Below are 21641 nucleotides of genomic sequence, written 5' to 3'. Positions count from 1 at the left end.
GAAAAGGGTGGAGAGAGCGGCAGCTAAGATGAGAGGCGGGGGTGAGGCAGGGGGAATCTGGTAGCGAGGCCGCGCCGCCACAGGCGCGAAAGCGGCAGCCCGCGCCGCCGGCCCAGCGTGAGGGAATGCTTGGTGGGGGCCAGGTCCAGGTCACGCAGCATGGCCAGCAAGCGGTCGAGGCGCTGGGGCCAGGTCTGGCGCAGGGCAAACTCGTAGCCAGCCCGGCCCATTTCGCGGCGCGCTTCGGGGCGGTCGTACACGTATTCCACGGCCCGGGCCATGGCGGCGGTGGCCACGGCCGGCGACTCGACCGATACTTTGATAGCGGCCGTATCAGGCAGGAACGTGCGGGCACCCTGGTGGTTGAGCGTGATGATGGGCAGGCCCGTGGCCAGCGCTTCCATAAACTGCGAGGCGAACGAATCGCGCAGTGAACCGAACAAAAACACGTCGCTGCTGAGCATGGCGGCGTGTACTTCGGCCCACGGCACGCTGCCGCGCCAGGTCACGCGGCCCACCAGGCCGTACTGGGCAATCCAGCCGGGCACGAGGTCGCGCATCGGCCCATCGCCCAGCACCGTGAGGTGAAACGGCACCCGCTTATCGACCTGCGAAAGGGCATCGAGCACCAGCGGCAGGGCTTTATTGGGGTACAATCGGCCCACCCACAGCAGCTGCAACACCGGCTGCGCCGGCCGCGCCGGAAACTCGGCCGCCCGGAAGGCTTCCGACAGGCCCGTATCGAGGAAAAGCTCGACTCGTTTGGCCCCGAGCCGCCGGGCCAGGTTGGCCGACTCGTCGTTGGAAGCCAGCACCAGGGCGGCGTGGCGCAGGTTTTGGCGCAGGTTGTAGTCGAAGGTAGTGAGCACCCAAGTGAAGGCCGAGCGCAGGGTTTCGGTCTGGAACCAGTCGGGCAGATACTGGCGGAAGGCGATGGGGGCTTTCTGCGCGCCGCCCACCGGGCCGTACACCAGCGGCTTGCCCAGCCGCCACAGCCAGGAGCCCATTTTCAGGCTGCTATAAGTAGCGTGATGGACGAGGTCGAAATCAACTTCCTGGTCGAGCCGCTGCGCCAGCCGCCAGGCCGAGTACTGCCAGATGAAGTAGTGCAGGTACACCCCGAACTGCCAGCGGTACAGAAACTGCACCCAGCCGGGTACCTGCGGGTACACGAACTGAATGCGCCCGGCCGCGCCTTCGTGGGCATTATTGGCGAGAAAAGTGGCAATGCCCAGCCGGCCATACGGCGTGGTGAGGCACCACACGCGGTGGCCGCGCTGCGCCATGCCCCAGGCCCAGTGGAAGCCGTTACCGCACTCGCCGCCCTGGGCGGGATTGCAGGCGTAGGAGGAGACGAGAACATTCATGACGATAATGCAGAAACAGGGTGAGGATGAGCAACCGGGGCCGCCACCGGCCGGGCCGGCGGAGTAATAGCCGGAGCTGGCGGCGCTACGGCCGGCCGCGCCGGGGCCAGCAGCCGCCGCACCGCCGCCCAGGCCCGGCCGGCCAGATGTTCGCGGAAGTGGCGGGCGTCGCGGCGGGCATCGCGCAGCACGGCGGGCGGGTGATGCAGCGGGAACGCCAGCTCGTGCGCGGCGGGGTGGGCGTCCTGGTCGTGCGGGTCGAAGGTGTGGGTGGCGTCGGCCCCGAAGCCAATGTTGGTGACCAGATTCACGGCCGGGATGATGGTGAGGCCGCCGTTGCACGCCACCGCGAAGTGCCACTGATAGTCCCAGATGTGGGGCGGCTGCGGGCCGAGGCGCACGGCCTCAAACTTGCGCAGCCAGTACTGCCGCTCCAGCCAGGCGGGGTAGATATTGGCCAGCTCGCCGCGTCGGCGCAGCTCGGTCAGCAGCGTGAGGTGAACGTCGAAGTGCCGCCAGGCGCGCCGCCAGGTGGCCCAGCCCCAGCTATGCACCCGCCCCGAGAAATGGTAGGAATCGGCCCCGGGCGCGGCGGGCCGCCGGGCCTCGCGGGAAAGGTTGTTGCCGCTGATGTGCATCACGCGGCTATCGTAGCGGTAGCGGCGCAGCAATTGGTCGCAAAAGCTGAAGAAGCTGGCCGTGGGCAGGCAGTCGTCTTCCAGAATAATGCCCTCCGGTTCGTGCCGGAAAAACCAGTCGATGGCCGTGGCCGGCCCCAGCCCGCAGCCCAGGTTGTCGTCCCGAAACAGCGTCCGGACCGTGCAGGGCCAGTCTACTTCGCTCATTATCAGAGCGCGGGTTTCGGCGCAAAGTGCCTCATCGGCGGGGCGGCCGGGGCGTGGGCCGTCGGCCGCCACGTAGAGGTGGGTGGGCTGGGCCAGACGCACGGCCGCCAGCACGCGTCGCGCCGCCTCGGGGCGGTTGAACACGATGAGCAGCACGGGCGTGGCCAGCTCAGGGGCGGACGAGGTCGGCGGCGTTGGCATGGCTGGGGGTAGCGAAAGAGTCGAAGCGGGGCAGGCGCTGGCGGGCGGGTTGCGGGGTGGCTGGCGCGGGTGCGGGCACCCGGCCCGGCTCGGCGGCAGCGGCCAGCGAGAGACCCAGCAGGCCGAAGAAATACAGCGGCCAGTCGTAGGAAATGCTATACACCAATGAGCTGATGCTGTACACGATGAGCACCGCCGATGTGGGTGGCAGCGGGGCGCGGCTCAGCAGGCGGCGGCCCAGCAGCAGCAGCGGCAGCAGCAGCGTGAGCAGCAGCCCCAGAATGCCGAAATAGAACAGCCGGTCGACGTAGAAGCTGTGGAAATGGTGGCCGGTGCCGTCGGCCCACACCTGCACCTGGCCGCCGCCATCCTCGGCCAGCGTGTAGAACTGCACCGGCAGCTCAAACCCTTTCAGGCGCATGCCGGCAATGGGGTATTCATCCAGATACGGCTGGTAGGCTTCGAACTGCTTCAGCCGCCAGCTACCGGTGCCCTGCTTGTCGGGGTGCAGGATATCGCCCAGGCTGGACTCCAGCTTCTTTACCACTTTGGGGTCGCTGAGGGCCACCAAACCGCCCGAAATCAGCACGAACAGCGGCAGCAGCACCATGGGCAGCAGCCGGGCCGAGCTCAGGCGAGCACCTTCCACGCGGCCCAGCATCAGCAGCACCGCGTTCAGGGCCAGCGCCGCGCCCATGGCCACCCACACCGAGCGGTGCTGCAAGAAGATGACCAGCGCCGCGCCCATAAAAAACAGCAACAGCCGCGCCATGCCGCCCCGCGTCAGGTACTGATTGAGGTAGTAGAGCGTGGGCAGCAGCAGCAGCATGGCCGACGTGGAAGCAAAGCCGCGCTCATTGTCCAGGAAGGCCGACAGGCTCAGCGCGTCGGGGTGGTACACGGCCAGGTCGGCCAGCAGGCCCAGCATTATGATGCCCATTAGCAGCCCAAACGGCGGCGGCCCAAACCGGCGGTAAAATGCATACAAGCCAAACACATGGCTCATTATCAAAAATTTGGCGAAGACGTGCGGGTACACCATCCACGAGCCCCAGCCGGCGTATGACTCCAGCGCCAGCCCGCCCAGCACGGCCACCACCACCAGAAACCAGCGCCGCATCAGCGGCTGCATATACCGGAAATACAGCACCGAAAAGCCGAGCGAAGTAGCCAGCAGCAGCAGCCCAAACTTGGCCAGCACCGGCGAGCCCTCATCGGCCAGCGCAAACTCCGTAAAGGCGCGGTCCGTGACAATGACCCCGAGTATCGGCAGCAGGTATAGGAACCGTAGGCTTAGCTTCATATCGGTGGGCGTTTTGGGTGTTTTAGCAAATACAGTAGCCGTCATGCTTCGGCTCCGCTCAGCATGACGTGCTTTGGATTCGACGTTCTTTCAAACAGCCTCAGCAAGCCAGCATCGGCGAGTCTTCCCGGGCCTCCTCGTACACGCGGTGCGTGTCGGCCACGGTGCGGGCCCAGGTGAAATCGCGTACCCGGTCCTGGCCCCGGCGCACCAGAATCTGGCGCAGGGCGCGGTCGTAGAGCACGCGGTCGAGCTGTTCGTGCAGGTCGTCGGCATCGTGCGGGGCGAAGTAGAGGGCCGCGTCCTGCGCGATTTCCGGGAAGCATGAGGCGTTGCTGAGCACCACCGGGCACTGCTGCCCAAAGGCTTCAAGAATGGGAAACCCAAACCCCTCATAAAGAGAAGGAAACACGAAAGCCCGCGCCCGGTGGTAGAGGTGGTGCAGCTGCCCATCGGAGAGGTAGCCGAGCTGGTGGACGCGCCCGGCCACGCCTGCCTCGCGCAACTGAGCCATTTCCTCTTCGGTGAAGGGACCGCCGCCGGCGCACATCAGGTGCAGGCCGGGGTATTCGGCGTGCAGCATCCCGAAGGCCTTCACCAGGCAGCCAAAATTCTTGTAGGCCCGGCGGCTGCCGATGAACAGCAGGTAATCGTCGGGGGCGGCCACGGTTTCCTCGTAGGGGTAGTGGCGCACGGCGTGGCCGTGGTGGACTACGGTCACATGGTCGGGCGGTACGGGCAGCAGGCGCAGCACGTCGGCCCGGGTGTTTTCCGATACCGTGATGATGCGGGCGGCGCGGCTGGCCAGCGTGCTCAGGTCGGTACCGGTGTGCTGGTAATACTCGCTGAACAGAGCCGGAATCATGTCGTGAATGGTGATGACAAAAGGCTTCTTGCCCAGCAAATCCAGGAACCAGGTCTGGTCGTTCACGGTGGGATGAAACACGTCGAACTTCTGCCGCTGAATGGCCTTACAGGAAGCCCGGCGGTTGGCGTACTGCATCATGCGCCACAGGCCGGGCACCTGCACGCCGGGCAGCAGGCCCAGGTGGCGGGTGTGCTTGCGGTCCTTCAGGTAAATGTTGTTGCTGAGCACCACGGGCAGCTCGCAGGATACCTCTGGCCCGGCGTGGTCAATGAGCTCGTAGAAATAGCGGGAAACGCCGCCCACATCCTGAATGGAAAACGTTTCGGGTTCGTACAGGATTTTCATAGCCAGGGCAGGGAGCTAAGCGAGCTCAGTTTCAGCGGTGGAGAAATGGGTGGGTTGGGTTTCGGCCGGCATTTCGGCTTCCAGCTCGATGGCAATAGCAGTAGTGGGGGCAGGTACCGTGGCCGGCGCGTCGCCGGCCTGTCGGGCCAGGCGGGCGGCTAAGGCGTGCAGCAGGCGCGGTATCAGGCGGTCGGTAGCCGTGGCGTGGGTGCCGGTGAGACGGGCCAGCAGGGCGCGCATTACCGTGCGCAGTTGCACGGGCGGGCGCACCAGCACCAGGCCAGTCAGCACCACGGCCCCCGTCAGCACTTCGGCGATGAGGATGGCCAGAGCGGGCGCGTGCAGGCCCAGCAGCCCCAGACGCACCGCCGCAATGGCCGCCGCCGCCACGGCACTCGCCAGCACGCCCGGCCCGTAGGCACTCAGCACCGCGAAGGGTGCCGCGCCCAGCTCGCGCCGCATGATATTGGAATACAGAGCCGTGCGCAGCAGCTCGCAGCCCACCATGGCCCAGGCCACGCCCACCAGCCCAAACTTGCTGCCCACAAACAGCAGTGCCGCCAGCGCCGCCAGGCACACCAACGTGAGCAGCAGCTTGTGGCTGAGGGCCGCCGTGGCATCGCACACCACCCCGGCAAACATGGTGACGGCGCTCAGCACGTACGTCACGCTGATGACCTGCAGAATGGGCACGGCCGCCATCCATCGCTCGCCCAGCATCACGCGCACGATTTCCGGGGCGGCCACCGCCGCGCCGGCGCACACCGGCGTAATAATCATGGCCACCAGCGTGATGCTGCTTAAATAAACCTCGCGCAGCCGCGCCCGGTTGGCCTGCACCTGGCTGAAGGAAGGGAACACCACCTTGGCCACGTTGCTGGAAAGCAGGTATACCGGCAAGCCAATCAGCAGCCCGCCGCGCGTGTAGATGCCCAGCGCCGCCGGCCCCAGCAGCCGCCCAATCAGCAGCGTATCCAGCGACTGCGTCACGAATTCCACGAAGCTGATGGCCGACATCCGGCTGCCGTAGGCCAGCAGCGGCTTATACGCCTCCCAGCTGAATAGCGGCCGCAGCGTGTGCCGCACCGCACCGTAGGCCAGTACGCTCATTATCAGCCCCTGGCCCAGCGTAGCGCCCACCAGCGCCCACACCCCGAAGCCTTGCCAGGCCAGCACCATGCCCAGCCCCAGGTAGCTTATCAGGAACGAAGCCATCTCGAAAATAGCCAGCGCCCGGAACCGCATGGCGCGGTGCAGCAAACTCATGGCCGTGCCGTTGAGGGCGCTGAACAGGATGCCCAGCGCCAGCGCCCGCACCACCGGCACCACCTCGGGCTGCTGCACGATGCTGGCCGCCAGCGGCGCGCCCGCTACCAGCAGCCCCGCGAAAAACACTCCCAGCACCACCGACGACGTAAATGCCGCCCGCACATCACGCTCCGTCAAATCAGGCTTCTGAATAATGGCCCGCTCCATGCCCATCTTGGCGAAATACACCCCGAAGCGCAGAATCACGCCCGCCAGCGCCACCAGCCCGAAGGCGGCCGGGCTCAGTAGCCGCGCCATCACGGCGGTGTAGCCCACTTGCAGCACCGAATTCACGATGGTGGCCGTCATCGTCCACTTCACACCATTGACGGTGGCCACGGTCAGGTTTTGGGGTTCGGTGGAGGCCATTTCGGGGTGAGTGTATATGTTTCTGTTATAAACCTGTAATCATCAGGTTGTCATGCAGAGCGTAGCGAAGCATCTTTACCGCAGTAGTAATTCCTGTCGATTGGATTAGTGATGGTGGGCAAGATGCTTCGCTGCGCTCTGCATGACGGCCGATAGGTCCCTTTTCATCGTTCACTATTCCCTCAATACCCATAAGCATAAGCCTTCTGCTTATACCGGTACTCGTAGTTGCGACTGAAATGCATGTCGTTGATAATCATGTATAACTGTTTGATGCGCTGCGACTGGTGCAACTCGTTTATCTGGTTCACCAGGGCACGCTCGGTGTAGTTGTGGCGCACCACATAAATGTTGGCGTCGAGGAAGCGCACCAGCACGAAGTATTCGGCCACGAAACCTACCGGCGGCGTGTCGAGCACCACGTAGTCGTACTCGGCGCGGAGCTGGGCGATGAGCTCGCCCATGCGCGGGCGCTCCAGCAGCTCGGTGGGGTTGGCCGGTATCTGGCCGCAGGTTATCACGTCGAGGTGGGCGATGCCGCTGGGGCGGCAGGCTTCGTCCAGGGTACTTTCCTCGCGCAGGTAGCTGGCCAGGCCGTGGGTGGGCACAGGGTCAAGGTCGAAGTAGCCGGCCACGGTGGGGCGGCGCAGGTCGGTCTCCACCAGCATCACGCGGCGGCCGGCCATGGCCAGCTCGGTGGCAATGTTTACGGCGCAGAAGGTCTTGCCCTCGCCCGGAATCGACGATGTCACGCCCAGCACCTTCTTATCCATCCCCGCCGCCAGGTACTGCAAATTCACCCGAATGGAGCGGAACGACTCCGCAATCGGCCCCTTGGGGTCTTGCAGCATCGTCACCTTGTCCTGTTTCGAGCCGTGCGCCACCACGCCCAGCAGCGGAATGCTGGTGACTTCGGCCAAATCCTCGCGGCCCTGAATGCGACGATTGGCCTTGTCCAGTAGCAGTACCAGGCCGGTGGGCAGCAACACGCCCGCCAGCGCGGCCATTAGCCAGGCCAGCATCGGCTTCGGCGACTCCGGGCCGGCGCTGGTTTGCTGAGCCGGGTCGATGATTTTTTTATCCGTCGCATTGGTAGCCAGTGCGATGGCGGCCTCATTGCGCTTGTCCACCAGGAAGTTGTAGTTCTTTTCGTTGAAGTCGCTGGTGCTTTTCAGCGAGGTCAGCTGCCGCTCGCTTTCGGGCATCTGGCTCATCTGGCCGCGCACCTGGCCCAGTTGGCTGTCAAGGTCGCGCAGGGAAATATCATTGGCCCGGCTCATGTTGGCCAGCGTCTGAATCAGGGATTCCTTGGTGTTGCGGATGCGGCCGTCGAGCACGGTCAGGAGCGGGTTTTCGCCGCTGGCGGTGGCACTCAGCTCGGCCCGCTTCTCGTTCAGGTTGCTCAGCTGCATAATCAGGCTGTTGAGCACCGGGTCCTCAATGCCCGCGCTGCTGGGTGAGGCTACCTGGCTAGCGTTGCGGTTGGCGCGCAGGTAGCCCAGCATGTTCTGGTAGTACTTGCGGCGGGTGGCCACCTGGGCGCGGTCGGTTTCGAGCCCGCTCATGCGCTGAATACCGGTGCTCGACTGCGCGGCCACGTCCAGCACCCCGCGCGTGGCCCGGAAAGTGGCCAGCGCCTCGGCCGACTGCCGCCGCTTGCCCGAAAGCTTGTCAATTTCCTGGTTTAGAAACGCCAGCGTTTTGCGGCCGGTCTGGTCCTTTTCGCGCAGGTCTTCGCCAATGTACTGTGCCATCAGCGTGTCCAGAAACTGCGTGCCTTTGGCCGAAACCGTGTTTTTGGTGGTCAGCTCGATGATGCGCGACTCGTGGTCGATGGGCCGCACGGCCAGGCTGCCCTGGTACTGGCCGGCCGCGCCGTTCAGGTCATTCAGCACGAAGTAATAGGCCGCCGGCTCCTGTCCAAACGGCATGCCCGGCTCCGGCTGGATGACGGCCGTGAGCAGGCGCGAGCGCACGGTATCGCCCCAGGCGGCGGTCTGGTCCACCTGCACATCGGATATATCGGAAATACGTTCGCTGGTGGGCAGGCTGAACAGGCCGCCTTTTTTGGCCGTGGCGCGTAGCCGGAAGCGACCCGGCGCGGCCGGCTCCACGTAAATGGGCACGCCGGTGAGCTGCGGCGACTGCAAATCGACCCACACCCGAAACGGCACCGCGCCCGCCGCCCGCTCGCGCACCTGCAAAGTCCGCACCTTGTTCAGCCAGGTGGTGGGCTGGGCGTAGTAGCTCACGGCGTAGGGCAGCCGGGCCACGGCCTGCCGCACAAACTCGGCCGAGGTGAGCACGCCCACTTCGTCCTCCATTTTCACGCCTTTGTCGCGCACTTGCAGCAGCTGGAGCAGCTCCTGGGCCTGCTTCGAGCCGGTGCCCTGGTCGCCGAGCAGCATGGTGGAGCGGAAGGCGTACACCGGGGCCTTCACCTGCAAATACAGGTAGGCGCAGCTGCCCGCCACCAACAGGGCCAGCACAAACAGCGGCCAGCGCGTACGCAGCTTAAAAAACAGCGCATGCAAATCAATCTCATCAGGAGCGGGCCGGGTTTCCATAGCGGGAAGCAGAAAAAGGTGGGGCGATTGAGTTAGGAGTTAAAAGTTGAGAGTTAGGAGTTGAGATGCGGACTCCGTGTTTTTTAAATCTTAACCCCTAACCCTTAATTCTTAACTCAATTAGCCTTGATGAAGCTTAGGAGCAGAATAATGGTCGATAAGCCGCCGAACACCAACCCGAGGTTGTTGGCATTGCCGCGGCTGGTGCGGGCCTTCATTGGCTCCACGTACAGGGCGTCGTTGGGCAGCAGGTAGTAGTATTTCGAGCGCAGCAGGTTGGGGTCGGTCAGGTCCAGCAGCACTACTTCCGAGCCCTTGGGCGTCTGCCGAATCAGCTTGATGTTGGTGCGGTTGCCGAATTCGCCGATGTCGCCGGCCAGGCCCAGTGCCTCCAGCACCGTGGCCTGCGAGTTGTACACGAAGTAGCGCCCGGGAGACCTTACTTCGCCTAAGATGGTGAGCTTGAAGCTGGTGAGTTTAACCAGCACGTTGGATTCGCGCATGAAGCGGCCCACTTCCTTCTGGATAAGCTGCTGGGTTTCTTCCACCGTGAGGCCGGCTACCTTCAGCCGCCCCGCCGTGGGCAGGTTGATGCTGCCGGTATCATCGACCGAATAGCCGGAGACAAAAATGTTGCCCGGGTCGCCGCTCTGGATATTCTGCCCGCTGGTCACGCTGAACAGGTCGTTCAGGGCCGGCTGCACGCTCTGCACCCGGATGCTGAGCACGTCGCCGGGCTGGAGCCGGTACACCTGCCGCTCATTATCGACCTGCACCGCCGCCCGGGTCGAGTAGTCCTTCCCTTGCAGATAAGGCAGCTGTTGCTGCGATACGCACGAGCCCAGCAATAGCCCCGCCACCAGCAACCCCAAAACCCAAGCGCGAAAGTAAACCAATGAGCTCATATGCTGGCCGTTGCGAGACAATAGTCCAATGCCGACTCAGCGCCCTATGCGCCAGATTCAGCCATCATTCCCATCCTCGGATACTGGAGAATAATGGCTAATTTAATGATTAATTTTATATATAGTATAAATTATTTATTTTTCTGTATTAATCAATTTTTAATGTCTGTTTAATCTTGCTATAAATCAATGGCTTTGCATGGGCCGTTTTGCGTTTCTGGCCGTGTTTCTTCATCATCAGCAGGCCAAAAAAAGGAGTGATGCCCCAACTTTAAAGCCGAGGTACCACTCCAGTCAGACCATCGTTCGGACAGCCGCGGCCAGCCGAAGCCCAGCCCGAATGCCGGCCCGCTTATTTCAGGTTGGTATTGCGGTTGTTGAGGCGCACGACCTGGCCGGCGCGCTTGCCGTTGCGCTTGATGCGCGCTCCCTCGGCCTGCTCCAGCACCAGGCGGGGCAGCGTGCAGTCGCTAAGGGCAATTTCCTGGGGCGTGTAGCCGGCCGCGCCCACCACCAGCGTCTGGCCCTGGTACACGGGGTCGGTGAGGCGGAACTTGCCTTCCGAATCGGTCACGTACACGTCGTGGGTGCCTTTGATGAGGAGCGTGGCACCCACCAGCGGCCGGCCGTTGGGCTCAAAAATGGTGCCGGTGAGCGGGGCGCACTCCAGGCGCGGCTGGGCCGCCGCACTGCTGGCGGTGGGCCGCGACGACATGGCGATGCGGTCCTGGACATTGCCGGAGGGCGACAGGGTGCTGGCACTTTGCGCGGCAACGGTCTGGCTGCTTCCTATGGCAAGAAGGGCGGCTACGAAGGCGAGGAAATATGGGCGCATGGGTAAGCGGGTATTAAGTACGAAGGCAGGAGGGTATGTGAAGATATTGCTTAATAATTAAGTTATACTAATAAGGTTAATAATTTTTATCGGAATGCTGCTTTCCAGGCCAGCACTTTCTGCTTGAACGAAAGCTGCTGAGGAAACCATACCAATCAACTGGCCCGGTTTTTACTTAGTTTCAAAATGGGACGTTTCATGCCCTATTCACGCAACGGGGCTTAAGTTGTTGCCTCAACCAACCAGTATGTTCAAATTTTCTAACCGTTCTTTTTCTAGCCTGCGCCCGGTGCGGGTGGTTCATTTGTTGGCCCTAAGCCTGTTGCTGCTGCCAGCGACGAGCTGGGCGCAGGGGCTGGTAGCCTTTCCCGGGGCCGAGGGCGCGGGGCGCTTCACCACCGGCGGGCGGGGCACGGCGGCCGTGCCCACCACGGTGCTCGAAGTCACGAACCTGCTCGACGACAACCAGCCGGGCTGCCTGCGCCACGCCCTGATGCTGAATGCGGCCAAAGCCCCGGACCGCACCATCGTGTTTCGGGTGTCGGGCACCATCCATCTGCTTTCGCCGCTGTTCATCAACAAGCCGAATACCACCATCGCGGGCCAGACGGCCCCCGGCGACGGCATTTGCCTGGCTGATTACCCGGTATCGGTGAAGGCCAATAATGTAATTATCCGCTTCATCCGCTTGCGGATGGGCGACAAGAACCAGAATGGCGGCTTTGTGGACGGCGCGGGTGGCGACGATGCCTTCGGTGGTACCCGCAACAACCACCTCATCGTGGACCATTGCTCGATGAGTTGGAGCACCGACGAGGCCATGAGCGTGTACGAGGGCGACAGCACCACCCTGCAATGGAACCTCATTGCGGAGCCGCTGAACTACTCCTACCACTACGAAAAGGACGATGCCGACTATGAGCGGCACGGGTTTGGCGGCATTTGGGGCGGGCAGCATTCGTCGTTTCACCACAACCTGTTTGCGCACTGCAAAAACCGCACGCCGCGCTTCAACGGCAGCCGCTACACGCACCCGGCGGGCTTCGAGAATGCCGATTTCAGCAACAACGTGATTTACGACTGGGGCGAAAACAACGTGTACGCCGGCGAGGGGGGCAACTACAACATCGTGAACAACTACTACAAGCCTGGCCCCAGCACCAACCCCAAGGTGCAGGCCCAGGTGCTGAACCCGTACAAAATCGACAAGGAAAAAGGCCGCCTGCCCTACGGCAAGTTCTACCTCACCGGCAACTACGTGGACGGCTCCCCCGCCGTGACGGCCCGCAACTGGCGCGGCGTGGTGATGAACGGCGGCACCCCCGCCGACACCGCGCAGTCGAAAGTAGAAACCCCATTCGACCTCGGCGCGCTGGCCCTGCAAACGGCCCCCGCCGCCTATGAGGCCGTGCTAAACGGCGCGGGGGCCATCTGCCCGCAGCGCGACACACTGGACCAGCGCATTGTGCGCGAGGTGCGGACCCGCACCGGCACCATCATCGACGTGCAGGGGCACTACCCGCACGGCACGCCCTACAGCATTTCGCAAAAAGCCTGGCCGGTGCTGAAATCCACCGCCGCACCCGCCGACACCGACCACGACGGTATGCCCGATGCGTGGGAAAAAGCCAATGGCCTGAACCCGAAAGACGCCGCCGACCGCGCCCTGCGCGCTACGGATGGCTACACCAATCTGGAAAGCTATTTGAACGGGTTGGTGGGGATGGGAGGGAAGTAGAACAGAAGGCAGGGTAACTGAAGAACGGTCATGCAGAGCGCAGCGAAGCATCTTTACCGCAATACTAATCTTTGCAATTGGATTACTTCCGAGGTAAAGATGCTTCGCTGCGCTCTGCATGACAAACGGGGCTGTGGGTCGAAGCCCGTCCGCACAGTTACGCGTTTCCATTCAGCCGTCATTCCGCCCGTTCAGCCGGCTGGGATACCGTTCGCTTAAATTCCGTTTCGGCCGCTGCGGCGGGCCGGTAAGTTTGGGTCATTCAATCACCAATCACCCCACACTTACCCGATGAAAACTTCTGCTTTCGCCCGCCGCCTGTCCTTGTCGCTGTTGCTGTTGAGTGCCGCTGGCTCCGCTTTCGCGGCTACTCCGGCCGCCGCGCCCGCTGCCAAAATCGGGGCTGATAACCCCGCCTCGCATCCCACTTTCACGGTGCGGGTGATGGGTAAGGGCAAGCCCATGCTGCTGATTCCCGGCCTGAACTGCGCTGGCGCGGTGTGGGATGAGACCGTGGCCCACTACCAGACGCAGTACCAGTGCCACATCATTTCACTGGCAGGCTTTGCCGGCACGGCCCCGGCCGCCACCCTGGCTGACCCGCTGCTGCCCGCCGTGCGCGACCAGCTCCTGGCCTACATCAAAACCCAGAAGCTGACCAAGCCCACCGTCGTAGGCCACAGCCTGGGCGGCTTCCTGGCCCTGGCCCTGAGCGCGGCCCAGCCGGAGGCCATCGGCCCGCTCGTGATTGTGGATTCGCTGCCTTATATGGCGGCCATCCAGAACCCGGCTGCTACCGTGGAAACCGTGCGGCCCACGGCCGATAAGATGCGCCAGCAGATGAAGCAGGGCCATATGCCCGCTGCCGCTCAGCGCCAGATGGTGGCCGGCATGGTGACCGATACCGCCCGCCAGACTCTGGTGGTCCGCTGGGGCACTGCGTCGGACCCCGCCACCACAGCCCAAGCTATGTACGATATGTACACGATTGATTTGCGCAACGACATCAGCCGGATTCAGCAGCCGGTACTGGTGCTGGGAGCCTGGGCCGCCTACGCCAAGTACGGCTCGACGAAGGAGAGCACCCGCGCCATCTTTGCGCAGCAATATGCCAAGCTGCCGCAGGCGCGCATCGAGATGTCGGAAGCCGGCCGCCACTTCCTGATGTATGACGACACGGCGTGGCTTTTCGGGCAGGCCGATGCATTTTTGAAGCAGCCGGCCGTGGCCAGGAAGTAGCCTGCGGCTGGCGTGCTCTCGGGTAGCAACTGCGGCCCGGGCGCTTGCTTTCGCTTCGTTTTCATTTCAATCTTACCGTTTTCTGTACCTATTTACGATGTTGCTGAAACAAGATTTTGACGCGCTGCGGCTGGAGCTGTCGGTAAAGGCCAAGAATGGGGTCGACTTTATTGTGGCGGCTAGCGTGGTGTGGGCGGGCATTGCCTTCGTCTGGACGCTGCCGGGCTCGGCGGCGCAGCGGGGGTTTATCACCTTCTTTGTGGGGGCGCTCACGCTGCCGCTGGCCTGGGCGCTTTCGAAGGTGTTTCGGACTACCTGGACGCTGCCCGACAACCCCCTACAGCCGCTGGGACTGTGGCTGAACTTCGCGCAGCTGTTCTACTTTCCGTTTCTGATTTTCATTTTCAGCTACCATCCCGCATATTTCATCATGACCTACGGCATCATCACGGGGGCGCATTTCTTTCCCTATGCCTGGTTCTATAAGGCCCCGCCGTTTGCCGTGATGGCGGGCGTAATTTCGGTGGGCTGCCTGCTGATTGGCCTGCGCACGGCCACCACAGCTCCTTATTGGGTGCCGCTGTTCGTGCTAGGGTGTCTGCTGGTGCTGGCGGGGATGCTGTTTGCGCTCTACCGCCAGCGCGTTTCGGCTTACCAACCGGCCGCGATGGCCCGGTAGCTTTCGGTAAATTTTCACTGCTTATTCATTGGTAACCATGCCCCGTTCCTCGGCCCGCCCGCGTTTGTATTGGATTCTGCAGGTGGGCGGCTGGGGCGCGTATGGCTTGCTGGGCGGCGTGCTATCTGTGGTTTTTGGCAAGTACAAGCCGATAATTATTCCCATTGAAACCATCGTGGCGGGCTCGATGCTACTGGGCAGCCACCTGCTGCGGCTCTACCTGCGCCGCCGGGGCTGGACGCGCCTGCCGCTGGCCACGCTGCTGCCCCGGCTGCTGCTGGGCAATCTGCTGGTGTCCATTGGCAGCATGGCCCTCACCGGGGTGCTCGTGACGGGGCTGTTCTGGGCGGTTGACCCGGCCAGCCAGAGCGGCAAAGGCTTTCCGTGGCTGCAATACGTGGGCTACACGGCCAACTCGTTTTTTTTCATGCTGCTGTGGTCGGCGGCGTATTTCAGCCTGCATTATTTTGATAACCTGCGGCAGGCCGAAATTGAAAAATGGAAGCTGACTGCCGCCGTGCGCGACGCCGAGATGCGAACCCTCAAGGCCCAGATTAACCCGCACTTCCTGTTCAATGGCCTCAACAACATCCGCGCCCTCGTGCTGGAAAACCCGGCCCGCGCCCGCGAGATGATGACGCACCTTTCGGACCTGCTGCGCTATTCCCTCCAGCTCAACACCCGCGAGCAGGTGCCGCTGGCCCGCGAGCTCGAAATAGTGGACCACTACCTCACCCTCGAAACCCTGCAACTCGAAGAGCGCCTGCGCTTCACCCTCGACGTGGCCCCCACCACGCTGGAAGTACTGCTGCCGCCCATGACGCTGCAATTGCTGGTCGAAAACGCCATCAAGCACGGCATTGCGCCCCGGCCGGGCGGGGGCGCCATTCACATTTCGGCCCAGCTGGAGCGGCCCGGCCAGGTGCTCATCACCGTGCGCAACCCCGGCCGCTACCTGCCCAACCCCGCCGCCCTCGACCATACCGGCATCGGCCTGCCCAATGCCCACGAGCGCCTCCAGCTACTGTTCGGCCCCACGGCCAGCCTCGCCATCGGCAACGATGCCCGGCAGGCCGACACCGTGACGGCCGAGCTGCGGCTGCCCTTGCTCACCACCGCTCCGGCCCTTACCCTCGCTTCTGCATGAACGTATTAATCGTTGACGACTCGCGCCTAGCGCGCACCGAGCTGCGCCACCTGCTCCAGGCTTTCCCCGATGTGGCGGTGGTGGGGGAGGCCCGCCACGCCGACGAGGCCCGCGCCCAGATTCAGGCCCTTAAGCCCGATTTATTGCTGCTCGACGTGCAGATGCCTGGCCAGACCGGTTTCGAGTTGCTGGCCTCGCTGGAAGCGGCCCCGCACGTCATCTTCACCACGGCTTACGACGAATACGCCCTGCAAGCCTTCGCCGTCAATGCCCTCGATTACCTGCTGAAACCTGTGCAGGAAGCCCGCTTGGCCGCCGCCCTGGCCAAGGCCCGTGCCCGCCGCAGCGCCCCGGTGCCGGCCGAAATGGTGGCCCCCGCCGGCCCTATTGAGGAAGCACCGCAAGCACCCCTCACGGCCCAGGACCAGGTGTTTGTGAAGGACGGCGAGCGGTGCTGGTTCGTGAAGCTGGCCGACATCAAGCTCTTTGAAATCAACGGCAGCTACACCCGCATCCACTTCGAGAACCACCAGCCGCTCATCCCGCGCACCTTGCAGCAGCTGGAGGCGCGCCTCGACCCGAAGGTGTTTTTCCGCGTCAACCGCCAGCAGATTATCAACCTCAAGTGGATTGCCGGCATCGAGCCCTGGTTCAGCAACACGCTGAAGCTGACGCTGCGCGGAGGAGGCGAGGTGGAGGTGTCGCGGCAACAGTCGGTGCGGTTTCGGGAGCTGCTGAGCCTGTAGCCGGCGCTGAGTCAGGCGCAGATTTCGGAGAACACCAAGCTGTTGCCGAACGGGTCGGTCACTTCCACCTGCATCACTTTGTCGCTCCAAGTGGTTTTTTCCAAGGCCGGACTGGGGAATATCGAGTCCTTTTTCGTGAGCAGGTAGTGGAAGGCAATCAGGCCGTTGATTTCGGCAATGGCTTTGGCCCCGGCGCAGCTTTCCTGGGGGTAGTTGGTGAGGTGCAGCACGATGCTGCCGCGCGACACCTGCATATACAGCGGCTCCTGCTCGGACCGGTCTTCCCAATCAATCCGGAACCCCAGCCAATCGATGTAAAAATCGAGGGCTTGCTGGTAGTCAGAAATCCGAAAGATAGGCGTGACCATTAGGATGATTGGCTGGACAGTCTTTGTTGTTTTTGTGCTGATACTTCGTGGAAATATAACGAAATTTCGGGTCTTTCACAAGCCGCTGTCCGACATACGCCCGCCGCACCTGTTTCAGATTGCCCGGCCGGTCCCGCCTACATTTAGCCCATGATTTCACCTGCCGAATACGACCGGCTCGACGGCCTAGCCCAAGCGGCTCTTGTGCGCGCCGGCCAGCTCACGCCCGCCGAGTTGTGCGCCGCCGCCATTGCCCGTGCCGAAGCAATAAATCCACAGCTAAATGCCGTGGTGTACCCGCTCTATGAGGCGGCCCGGGCGCGTGCCGCCGCCGGACTGCCGGCCGGGCCATTCGGCGGCGTACCGTTTCTGCTCAAGGATTTTGGGGCGCAGTATGCTGGTGCGCCGCACACCTCGGGCAGCCGGGCGCTGCGCAATTTTGTGCCCACGGAGGATGCCGAGCTAGTGCGCCGCTGGCAGGCCGCCGGCCTCAACATTCTGGGCAAAACCAACACCCCCGAATTTGCCCTGATGGGCGTGACCGAGCCTCGGCTGCACGGCCCCGCCCGCAACCCCTGGCACCTCGGCCACACGCCCGGCGGCAGCAGCGGCGGCGCGGCGGCGGCCGTGGCGGCGGGCATCGTGCCTGTGGCCGGGGCGGGAGATGGGGGTGGGTCCATTAGGATTCCGGCGGCGTGCTGCGGGCTGTTTGGGCTGAAACCCAGCCGGGGCCGCGTGCCCACCGGCCCCGAGCAGGGCGAAAAGTGGCAGGGCGCGGCCGTGGAGCACGTCCTTAGCCGCTCGGTGCGCGACAGCGCGGCCATGCTCGATGCCACCCAAGGGCCGGACGCGGGCGCGCCGTACTTCCTGCCCAATCCGGCCCGGCAATATCTGGAGGAAGTGAGCCGTGCCCCCGGCCGCCTGCGCATCGGCTTTAGCCTGGGCCACCCGCTGGGCAGCACCCTGCACCCAGAGTGCGCCACGGCCGTGCTGGAAGCGGCCAAACTGCTCGCAAGCCTGGGCCATGAACTAGAGGAGGTGCCGTTGCCCTTCGATGGCCGGGCCGTGGCTGCGGCTTTCCTGATGCTGTATTTTGGCGAAACCGGGGCCAGCATCGCGGCGCTGGCCAAGCACCTGGGCCGCCCCGCCCGGCCCGCTGATGTGGAGCCGACCACCTGGCTGCTGGGCCTGCTGGGCCGCACCTACACCGCAGCCGATTTCGCCGCCGCCCGCCACAGCTGGAACGACAGCGCCCGCCGCATGGGCCGCTTCCACCAAACCTACGACCTGCTGCTCACGCCCACGCTGGCCACGCCGCCCGTCCGCATCGGCGAGTTGCAGCCCAAGCCGCTGGAACAAAAGCTGCTGAAGCTGGTGAATACCTTCGGCCTCGGCGGCCTCATCCGCCGCTCCGGTATCGTGGAGAAGCTGGCCGAGCAGAGCCTCGAAAAAACGCCTTACACCCAGGTGGCCAACCTCACGGGCCAGCCCGCCATGTCGGTGCCCCTGCACTGGACCGCCGACGGCCTGCCCTGCGGCGTGCAATTTATTGCGCAGCTCGGAGCCGAGGATGTCCTCTTCCGACTGGCCGGGCAGCTGGAACAGGCCCGGCCGTGGTTCGCCAGGCGGCCGGCGCTGGTGGGGTAGGGCGGCACAGCTGGCCATAAAAAAAGCCCGGCCGAAGCCGGGCTTTTTTGCCTTAGGTAAGCTACCGAAAGCTTAGCGCTGCACGCTAACCTTGGTGCTGTACGTGCCTTCGCTGGTGGTCACGCGCACCATATAGATGCCCGCGGCCAGGCGGCTGGTGTTCAGCTCCACGCCGCTCTGCTGCATCTGGCCGGCCGGTACCGAAACGGTCCGCAGCACGGTTTTGCCCAGCAGGTCGAGCATGTCCACTTGTACGGGCTTGGTGCTGGTGAGCTGCGTACGCACGGTGAGCATGTTCTGGGCGGGGTTAGGGTACGCCTCCAGCGCGTTGCCGATGATGGCACCGCTCTTGTTCGATAAGGCCACGGCCGGAGTGCCGGGGGGCAGGTCGAAGGCCTGCACAATGCCCGTCACGCGGGGTGCCCCGTTCACGCGGTCACCCTGCACGGCGCTGTAGCCCATGCCCCGCCGCGCAAACACGTTCCAAATCAGGCCGGCGTTGGCACCCCGGTTGGTGAGCGAGTCGGCCCGCAGCAGGCCGTCGCGGCCATCGAGGAAGCCGGGGTTGCACACTTGCAGCTTGCAGCCATCAAGCACCAGTTTCAGGGCTTTGTTGTTGCCGCCGGTGGCCCCGAAGAAGTCGGCGTTGTAGCCGTAGCGGTAGATAAACTGCCAGTTCAAATCCCAGAGCACCGTGGTCCACACTTCGCCCACGTCGTGGGTTTCCTGGTAGCGGCCGGTGGCGGTGCCCAGCTGGGAATAGGTGTAGTTGTTCTGCGAGAAGTTGGTGGAGTATGGCTTAGCGCGGAAGCCCGGGCCCACGGCGTAGGGGTTGCCGTTGTCGTAGGTAGCCACGTAGCGGTTGGTGGCACCGTCATCGCCGGGGCGGGTGGTCATCCAGAGGGCAAAAAAGTCGCTCCAGCCTTCGCCCATGGTTTGGTTACCAAGGGCGGAGTTGAGGCAGCTGGCGTTGGCCGGGCCGCCGGTGAGGCGGTTGGTGATGCCGTGGCCAAACTCGTGCGATACCACGCCATTATCAAACGAGCCGTCGAAATCCGGACCCAGGGCCGCGTTTACGTTGAGGGTGTTGCCAGCCAGCAGGGCCGCCCGCAGCCGGAAGCCGTCGGCACCACTAATGAAAATGGCCGGAATGCGAATGCCCACCGTATCGGTGCCGCCAAAATTGACCAGATTGGTGGTCGTACCCAACGAGTCGAACACGATAACGGCGGTCGCGCCGTTGTCCTGGGCACGCTTCACCTTGGGAGCAAACGTGTTGTTGGCCCGTGGGTTAAGGGTAGTAAGCTGGGGGCAGCCGCCGCGCTGGATGAAAGCCACATTGCCGGTGATGGCCGTTGCATTCACAAAAGGCGAGGCGCAGCCGTGGTCGCCGCCATCGGACGATACCCCGTCATTTACGAGCACCAGCCGGCCGGCCACCGGCCGCTTGGTGAGGCGCGGCCCAAAGGCCACCGAAGCAAAGCGGTAGCTGCCAGCCGCGCTGGCCGCGCCGGTCACGGTCAAGGCATTAGCGCCGGTGTTGTCGAATAGGTACATCTGCATCCGGCCGCTGCTGCCGTCTACCGGGGTCGAGAAGTTGGCGTTGTTGCGGCCACTGCCGTCCTGCGATTCGGCCCGCACGAAGTCATTGCCCAAGCCCTGGGTGCCGATGTTTTTGTACTGGAAGTTGCCCGATACCTCATCAAACCCCTTGCTCATCATCACATCGTGGAGCATGTTGTTCCAATAGAACAGGTTGGTAATGCCGGCCGCCAGGTTGCTAGGGTCACGAGGCCCAAGGGTCTGGTTGAAGGGGAAGTCGAAGTCGCGGTTGGTTCCGCCATCGGGCGAGTTGGTGGAAGAAGCTGCGTTGCCGTTGCCCGAAACCGTCGTCGCGTTGTCGTCGTAGGCGGCCACGTTGTTGCCGCGCGTGAGCTGCTTGCCGCTCAACAGCAGCGAGTAAGAATCGGCGAAGAACGCGGCGGGGGCGCGGCTGTCGCCCACCTGCCAGCCGTAGGGCGAGTACAGCGGGTTCGACGAGCTGAACGGCACCACCACGCGCGGCGACAGGTCGGGGCTTTCGAACGGCACGGGAATGACCGTCATGCTGTTGGCTACGCCTGTTGTGCCTTTCACGCCTTTCGCGGCCTTGATTTCTTTGGCTGCCCGGGCATCCAGGGCTATTGCGGCGACAGTGGGTACCAGTTTGCGCCGGGCCTGCGCCTCCGCTACGTGCTGGCGGAAGGTGGTCTGCTCGCTCACTGTGTAGTCGTTGCGGTCCAGCAGGTGGCCGGTTTGCGCATCCACGCGGGCGTTCCAGTAGTGCTGCTGGTCGAGCTGGGCAATGGTCACGTTCCAGACGAGCACCAGCTTGTTATCAACGCGCAGGTACATCAGCCGCACCGGAATGTTTTCTTCCGAAATACCGCCTTTGTTGAACACGATGCCGTCGGCCGCGCGGCCTTCCGTCACGCGTTGCAGGGCTACGGGCGTGGGCAGGCTCAGGCCCTTGGCCGCCGCTCCCACAGCTTGCTCCGGCGTGAGGCCCGGCGTGGCCGAAGGGGCTACTGCCGCTGCTCCCGCCAGGAAATCCTGGTTGAAATACACCACCTTGCCGCTGGCATCGGTGTGTACTGCCCCGTTGGCATTGAACACCGTGAGGCCATTCACCCGCTGCTGCAAGTAGGTGTGCGTGAGGCCCGTGCTGGCATCTGTGTAAGAGCTGGTGACGGTGGGGCTGGCTACGTCGGCCGCCGTCAGGTGGCCCTGCGCCCGGGCCTTCACCGCGAACGAAGCCAGTACCTGGGTGCCCGGAGTAACCTCCTGGGCCAGCACCATGCCCGGCATGGCCAGCGCAATGGCCAGTGCCAGCTTGCGATAGCCCGATTGAGTAGGTAATACGTTCATATAATGTGAAATGTGGGGAAATAAAAATGCTTGGAGTAGCAGTTGTTCACTGCTGCGAATGAAGAATGAGTTTGTCGCTGTTTAGCTATTCGAAAGGTTTGTCATCTTGAGCGGCGCAAGGGACCTTATCACATCTGAACGGCATCCGCCCGATAAACTTCCAAACGTGATAAGGTCCTTTGCGCTGCTCAGGATAACAACCAATTAAAAATCAAAATTGCTAAACAGCTTCATTGACAAGATGTTCTGCGAAATAG

16 protein-coding genes are annotated in these 21641 nt (G+C 63.4%); 6 read left to right on the top strand and 10 right to left on the bottom strand.

Annotated elements, in window-relative coordinates:
• Positions 1 to 23 precede the first annotated feature (23 nt).
• From ACVWYF_RS11840 to ACVWYF_RS11805, 8 genes are all read right to left on the bottom strand, one after another.
• The gene (locus ACVWYF_RS11840; RefSeq protein ID WP_457068115.1) at positions 24 to 1367 is read right to left on the bottom strand and encodes a glycosyltransferase family 4 protein; all 1344 of its coding nucleotides are present in this window, start codon (positions 1365 to 1367) and stop codon (positions 24 to 26) included.
• Positions 1364 to 2413 (bottom strand): nucleotide-diphospho-sugar transferase, encoded by a 1050-nt coding sequence (locus tag ACVWYF_RS11835; protein ID WP_457068112.1) that lies wholly within the window; start codon positions 2411 to 2413, stop codon positions 1364 to 1366. The genes ACVWYF_RS11840 and ACVWYF_RS11835 overlap by 4 nt, the downstream gene beginning before the upstream one ends.
• Positions 2382 to 3716 carry an O-antigen ligase family protein gene (locus ACVWYF_RS11830; protein ID WP_457068110.1) on the bottom strand — a complete coding sequence of 445 codons (1335 nt, stop codon included), beginning with the start codon at positions 3714 to 3716 and terminating at the stop codon, positions 2382 to 2384. Before ACVWYF_RS11830 ends, ACVWYF_RS11835 begins: the two co-directional genes overlap by 32 nt.
• Before the next feature lie 100 nt (positions 3717 to 3816).
• The gene (locus ACVWYF_RS11825; protein WP_457068108.1) at positions 3817 to 4929 is read right to left on the bottom strand and encodes a glycosyltransferase family 4 protein; all 1113 of its coding nucleotides are present in this window, start codon (positions 4927 to 4929) and stop codon (positions 3817 to 3819) included.
• Positions 4930 to 4944: 15 nt separating this feature from the next.
• Entirely contained in the window at positions 4945 to 6606 is a 1662-nt protein-coding gene (locus ACVWYF_RS11820; protein WP_457068105.1) for a lipopolysaccharide biosynthesis protein, read from the bottom strand.
• 182 nt (positions 6607 to 6788) lie between these two features.
• On the bottom strand, positions 6789 to 9173 hold the full coding sequence (locus tag ACVWYF_RS11815; RefSeq protein WP_457068102.1) for a polysaccharide biosynthesis tyrosine autokinase: 2385 nt from the start codon (positions 9171 to 9173) through the stop codon (positions 6789 to 6791).
• A gap of 116 nt (positions 9174 to 9289) precedes the next feature.
• Positions 9290 to 10078, bottom strand: a complete 789-nt coding sequence (locus tag ACVWYF_RS11810) for a polysaccharide biosynthesis/export family protein (RefSeq protein WP_457068099.1) — start codon at positions 10076 to 10078, stop codon at positions 9290 to 9292.
• 352 nt (positions 10079 to 10430) lie between these two features.
• A complete protein-coding gene (locus tag ACVWYF_RS11805; RefSeq protein ID WP_457068096.1) occupies positions 10431 to 10913 on the bottom strand; it encodes a carboxypeptidase-like regulatory domain-containing protein in 483 nt (160 codons plus the stop codon).
• A gap of 247 nt (positions 10914 to 11160) precedes the next feature.
• On the opposite strand from ACVWYF_RS11805, the gene ACVWYF_RS11800 reads away from it, so the two are divergent.
• From ACVWYF_RS11800 to ACVWYF_RS11780, 5 genes are all read left to right on the top strand, one after another.
• Entirely contained in the window at positions 11161 to 12651 is a 1491-nt protein-coding gene (locus ACVWYF_RS11800; protein WP_457068093.1) for a pectate lyase family protein, read from the top strand.
• 291 nt (positions 12652 to 12942) lie between these two features.
• The gene (locus tag ACVWYF_RS11795) at positions 12943 to 13890 is read left to right on the top strand and encodes an alpha/beta fold hydrolase (RefSeq protein WP_457068090.1); all 948 of its coding nucleotides are present in this window, start codon (positions 12943 to 12945) and stop codon (positions 13888 to 13890) included.
• Positions 13891 to 13987: 97 nt separating this feature from the next.
• Entirely contained in the window at positions 13988 to 14569 is a 582-nt protein-coding gene (locus ACVWYF_RS11790; protein ID WP_457068087.1) for a DUF7010 family protein, read from the top strand.
• Positions 14570 to 14606: 37 nt separating this feature from the next.
• Positions 14607 to 15716, top strand: a complete 1110-nt coding sequence (locus ACVWYF_RS11785) for a sensor histidine kinase (protein ID WP_457068084.1) — start codon at positions 14607 to 14609, stop codon at positions 15714 to 15716.
• Entirely contained in the window at positions 15713 to 16462 is a 750-nt protein-coding gene (locus ACVWYF_RS11780) for a LytR/AlgR family response regulator transcription factor (protein ID WP_457068082.1), read from the top strand. The genes ACVWYF_RS11785 and ACVWYF_RS11780 overlap by 4 nt, the downstream gene beginning before the upstream one ends.
• An 11-nt stretch (positions 16463 to 16473) precedes the next feature.
• Here the strand turns inward: ACVWYF_RS11780 and ACVWYF_RS11775 are convergent, their stop codons facing one another.
• The gene (locus ACVWYF_RS11775) at positions 16474 to 16830 is read right to left on the bottom strand and encodes a glyoxalase superfamily protein (protein ID WP_457068080.1); all 357 of its coding nucleotides are present in this window, start codon (positions 16828 to 16830) and stop codon (positions 16474 to 16476) included.
• Between the two features lie 150 nt (positions 16831 to 16980).
• Here ACVWYF_RS11775 and ACVWYF_RS11770 point away from each other — a divergent pair, with 150 nt between their 5' ends.
• Complete coding sequence (locus tag ACVWYF_RS11770) at positions 16981 to 18477, top strand: amidase (RefSeq protein WP_457068078.1); 1497 nt, start codon at positions 16981 to 16983, stop codon at positions 18475 to 18477.
• 72 nt (positions 18478 to 18549) lie between these two features.
• Here the strand turns inward: ACVWYF_RS11770 and ACVWYF_RS11765 are convergent, their stop codons facing one another.
• A complete protein-coding gene (locus ACVWYF_RS11765; RefSeq protein ID WP_457068076.1) occupies positions 18550 to 21384 on the bottom strand; it encodes a M36 family metallopeptidase in 2835 nt (944 codons plus the stop codon).
• Positions 21385 to 21641 lie beyond the last annotated feature (257 nt).

This window comes from Hymenobacter sp. UYAg731 (assembly GCF_054061335.1).
The sequence above is the reverse complement of the archived record's forward strand: the minus strand, read 5'-3'. Positions and strand labels throughout refer to the sequence as shown.

Coding starts and splice junctions, on each gene's coding strand:
- ACVWYF_RS11840 (WP_457068115.1), bottom strand. CDS start 1,367: ATGAATGTTCTCGTCTCCTCCTACGCCTGCAATCCCGCCCAGGGCGGC.
- ACVWYF_RS11835 (WP_457068112.1), bottom strand. CDS start 2,413: ATGCCAACGCCGCCGACCTCGTCCGCCCCTGAGCTGGCCACGCCCGTG.
- ACVWYF_RS11830 (WP_457068110.1), bottom strand. CDS start 3,716: ATGAAGCTAAGCCTACGGTTCCTATACCTGCTGCCGATACTCGGGGTC.
- ACVWYF_RS11825 (WP_457068108.1), bottom strand. CDS start 4,929: ATGAAAATCCTGTACGAACCCGAAACGTTTTCCATTCAGGATGTGGGC.
- ACVWYF_RS11820 (WP_457068105.1), bottom strand. CDS start 6,606: ATGGCCTCCACCGAACCCCAAAACCTGACCGTGGCCACCGTCAATGGT.
- ACVWYF_RS11815 (WP_457068102.1), bottom strand. CDS start 9,173: ATGGAAACCCGGCCCGCTCCTGATGAGATTGATTTGCATGCGCTGTTT.
- ACVWYF_RS11810 (WP_457068099.1), bottom strand. CDS start 10,078: ATGAGCTCATTGGTTTACTTTCGCGCTTGGGTTTTGGGGTTGCTGGTG.
- ACVWYF_RS11805 (WP_457068096.1), bottom strand. CDS start 10,913: ATGCGCCCATATTTCCTCGCCTTCGTAGCCGCCCTTCTTGCCATAGGA.
- ACVWYF_RS11800 (WP_457068093.1), top strand. CDS start 11,161: ATGTTCAAATTTTCTAACCGTTCTTTTTCTAGCCTGCGCCCGGTGCGG.
- ACVWYF_RS11795 (WP_457068090.1), top strand. CDS start 12,943: ATGAAAACTTCTGCTTTCGCCCGCCGCCTGTCCTTGTCGCTGTTGCTG.
- ACVWYF_RS11790 (WP_457068087.1), top strand. CDS start 13,988: ATGTTGCTGAAACAAGATTTTGACGCGCTGCGGCTGGAGCTGTCGGTA.
- ACVWYF_RS11785 (WP_457068084.1), top strand. CDS start 14,607: ATGCCCCGTTCCTCGGCCCGCCCGCGTTTGTATTGGATTCTGCAGGTG.
- ACVWYF_RS11780 (WP_457068082.1), top strand. CDS start 15,713: ATGAACGTATTAATCGTTGACGACTCGCGCCTAGCGCGCACCGAGCTG.
- ACVWYF_RS11775 (WP_457068080.1), bottom strand. CDS start 16,830: ATGGTCACGCCTATCTTTCGGATTTCTGACTACCAGCAAGCCCTCGAT.
- ACVWYF_RS11770 (WP_457068078.1), top strand. CDS start 16,981: ATGATTTCACCTGCCGAATACGACCGGCTCGACGGCCTAGCCCAAGCG.
- ACVWYF_RS11765 (WP_457068076.1), bottom strand. CDS start 21,384: ATGAACGTATTACCTACTCAATCGGGCTATCGCAAGCTGGCACTGGCC.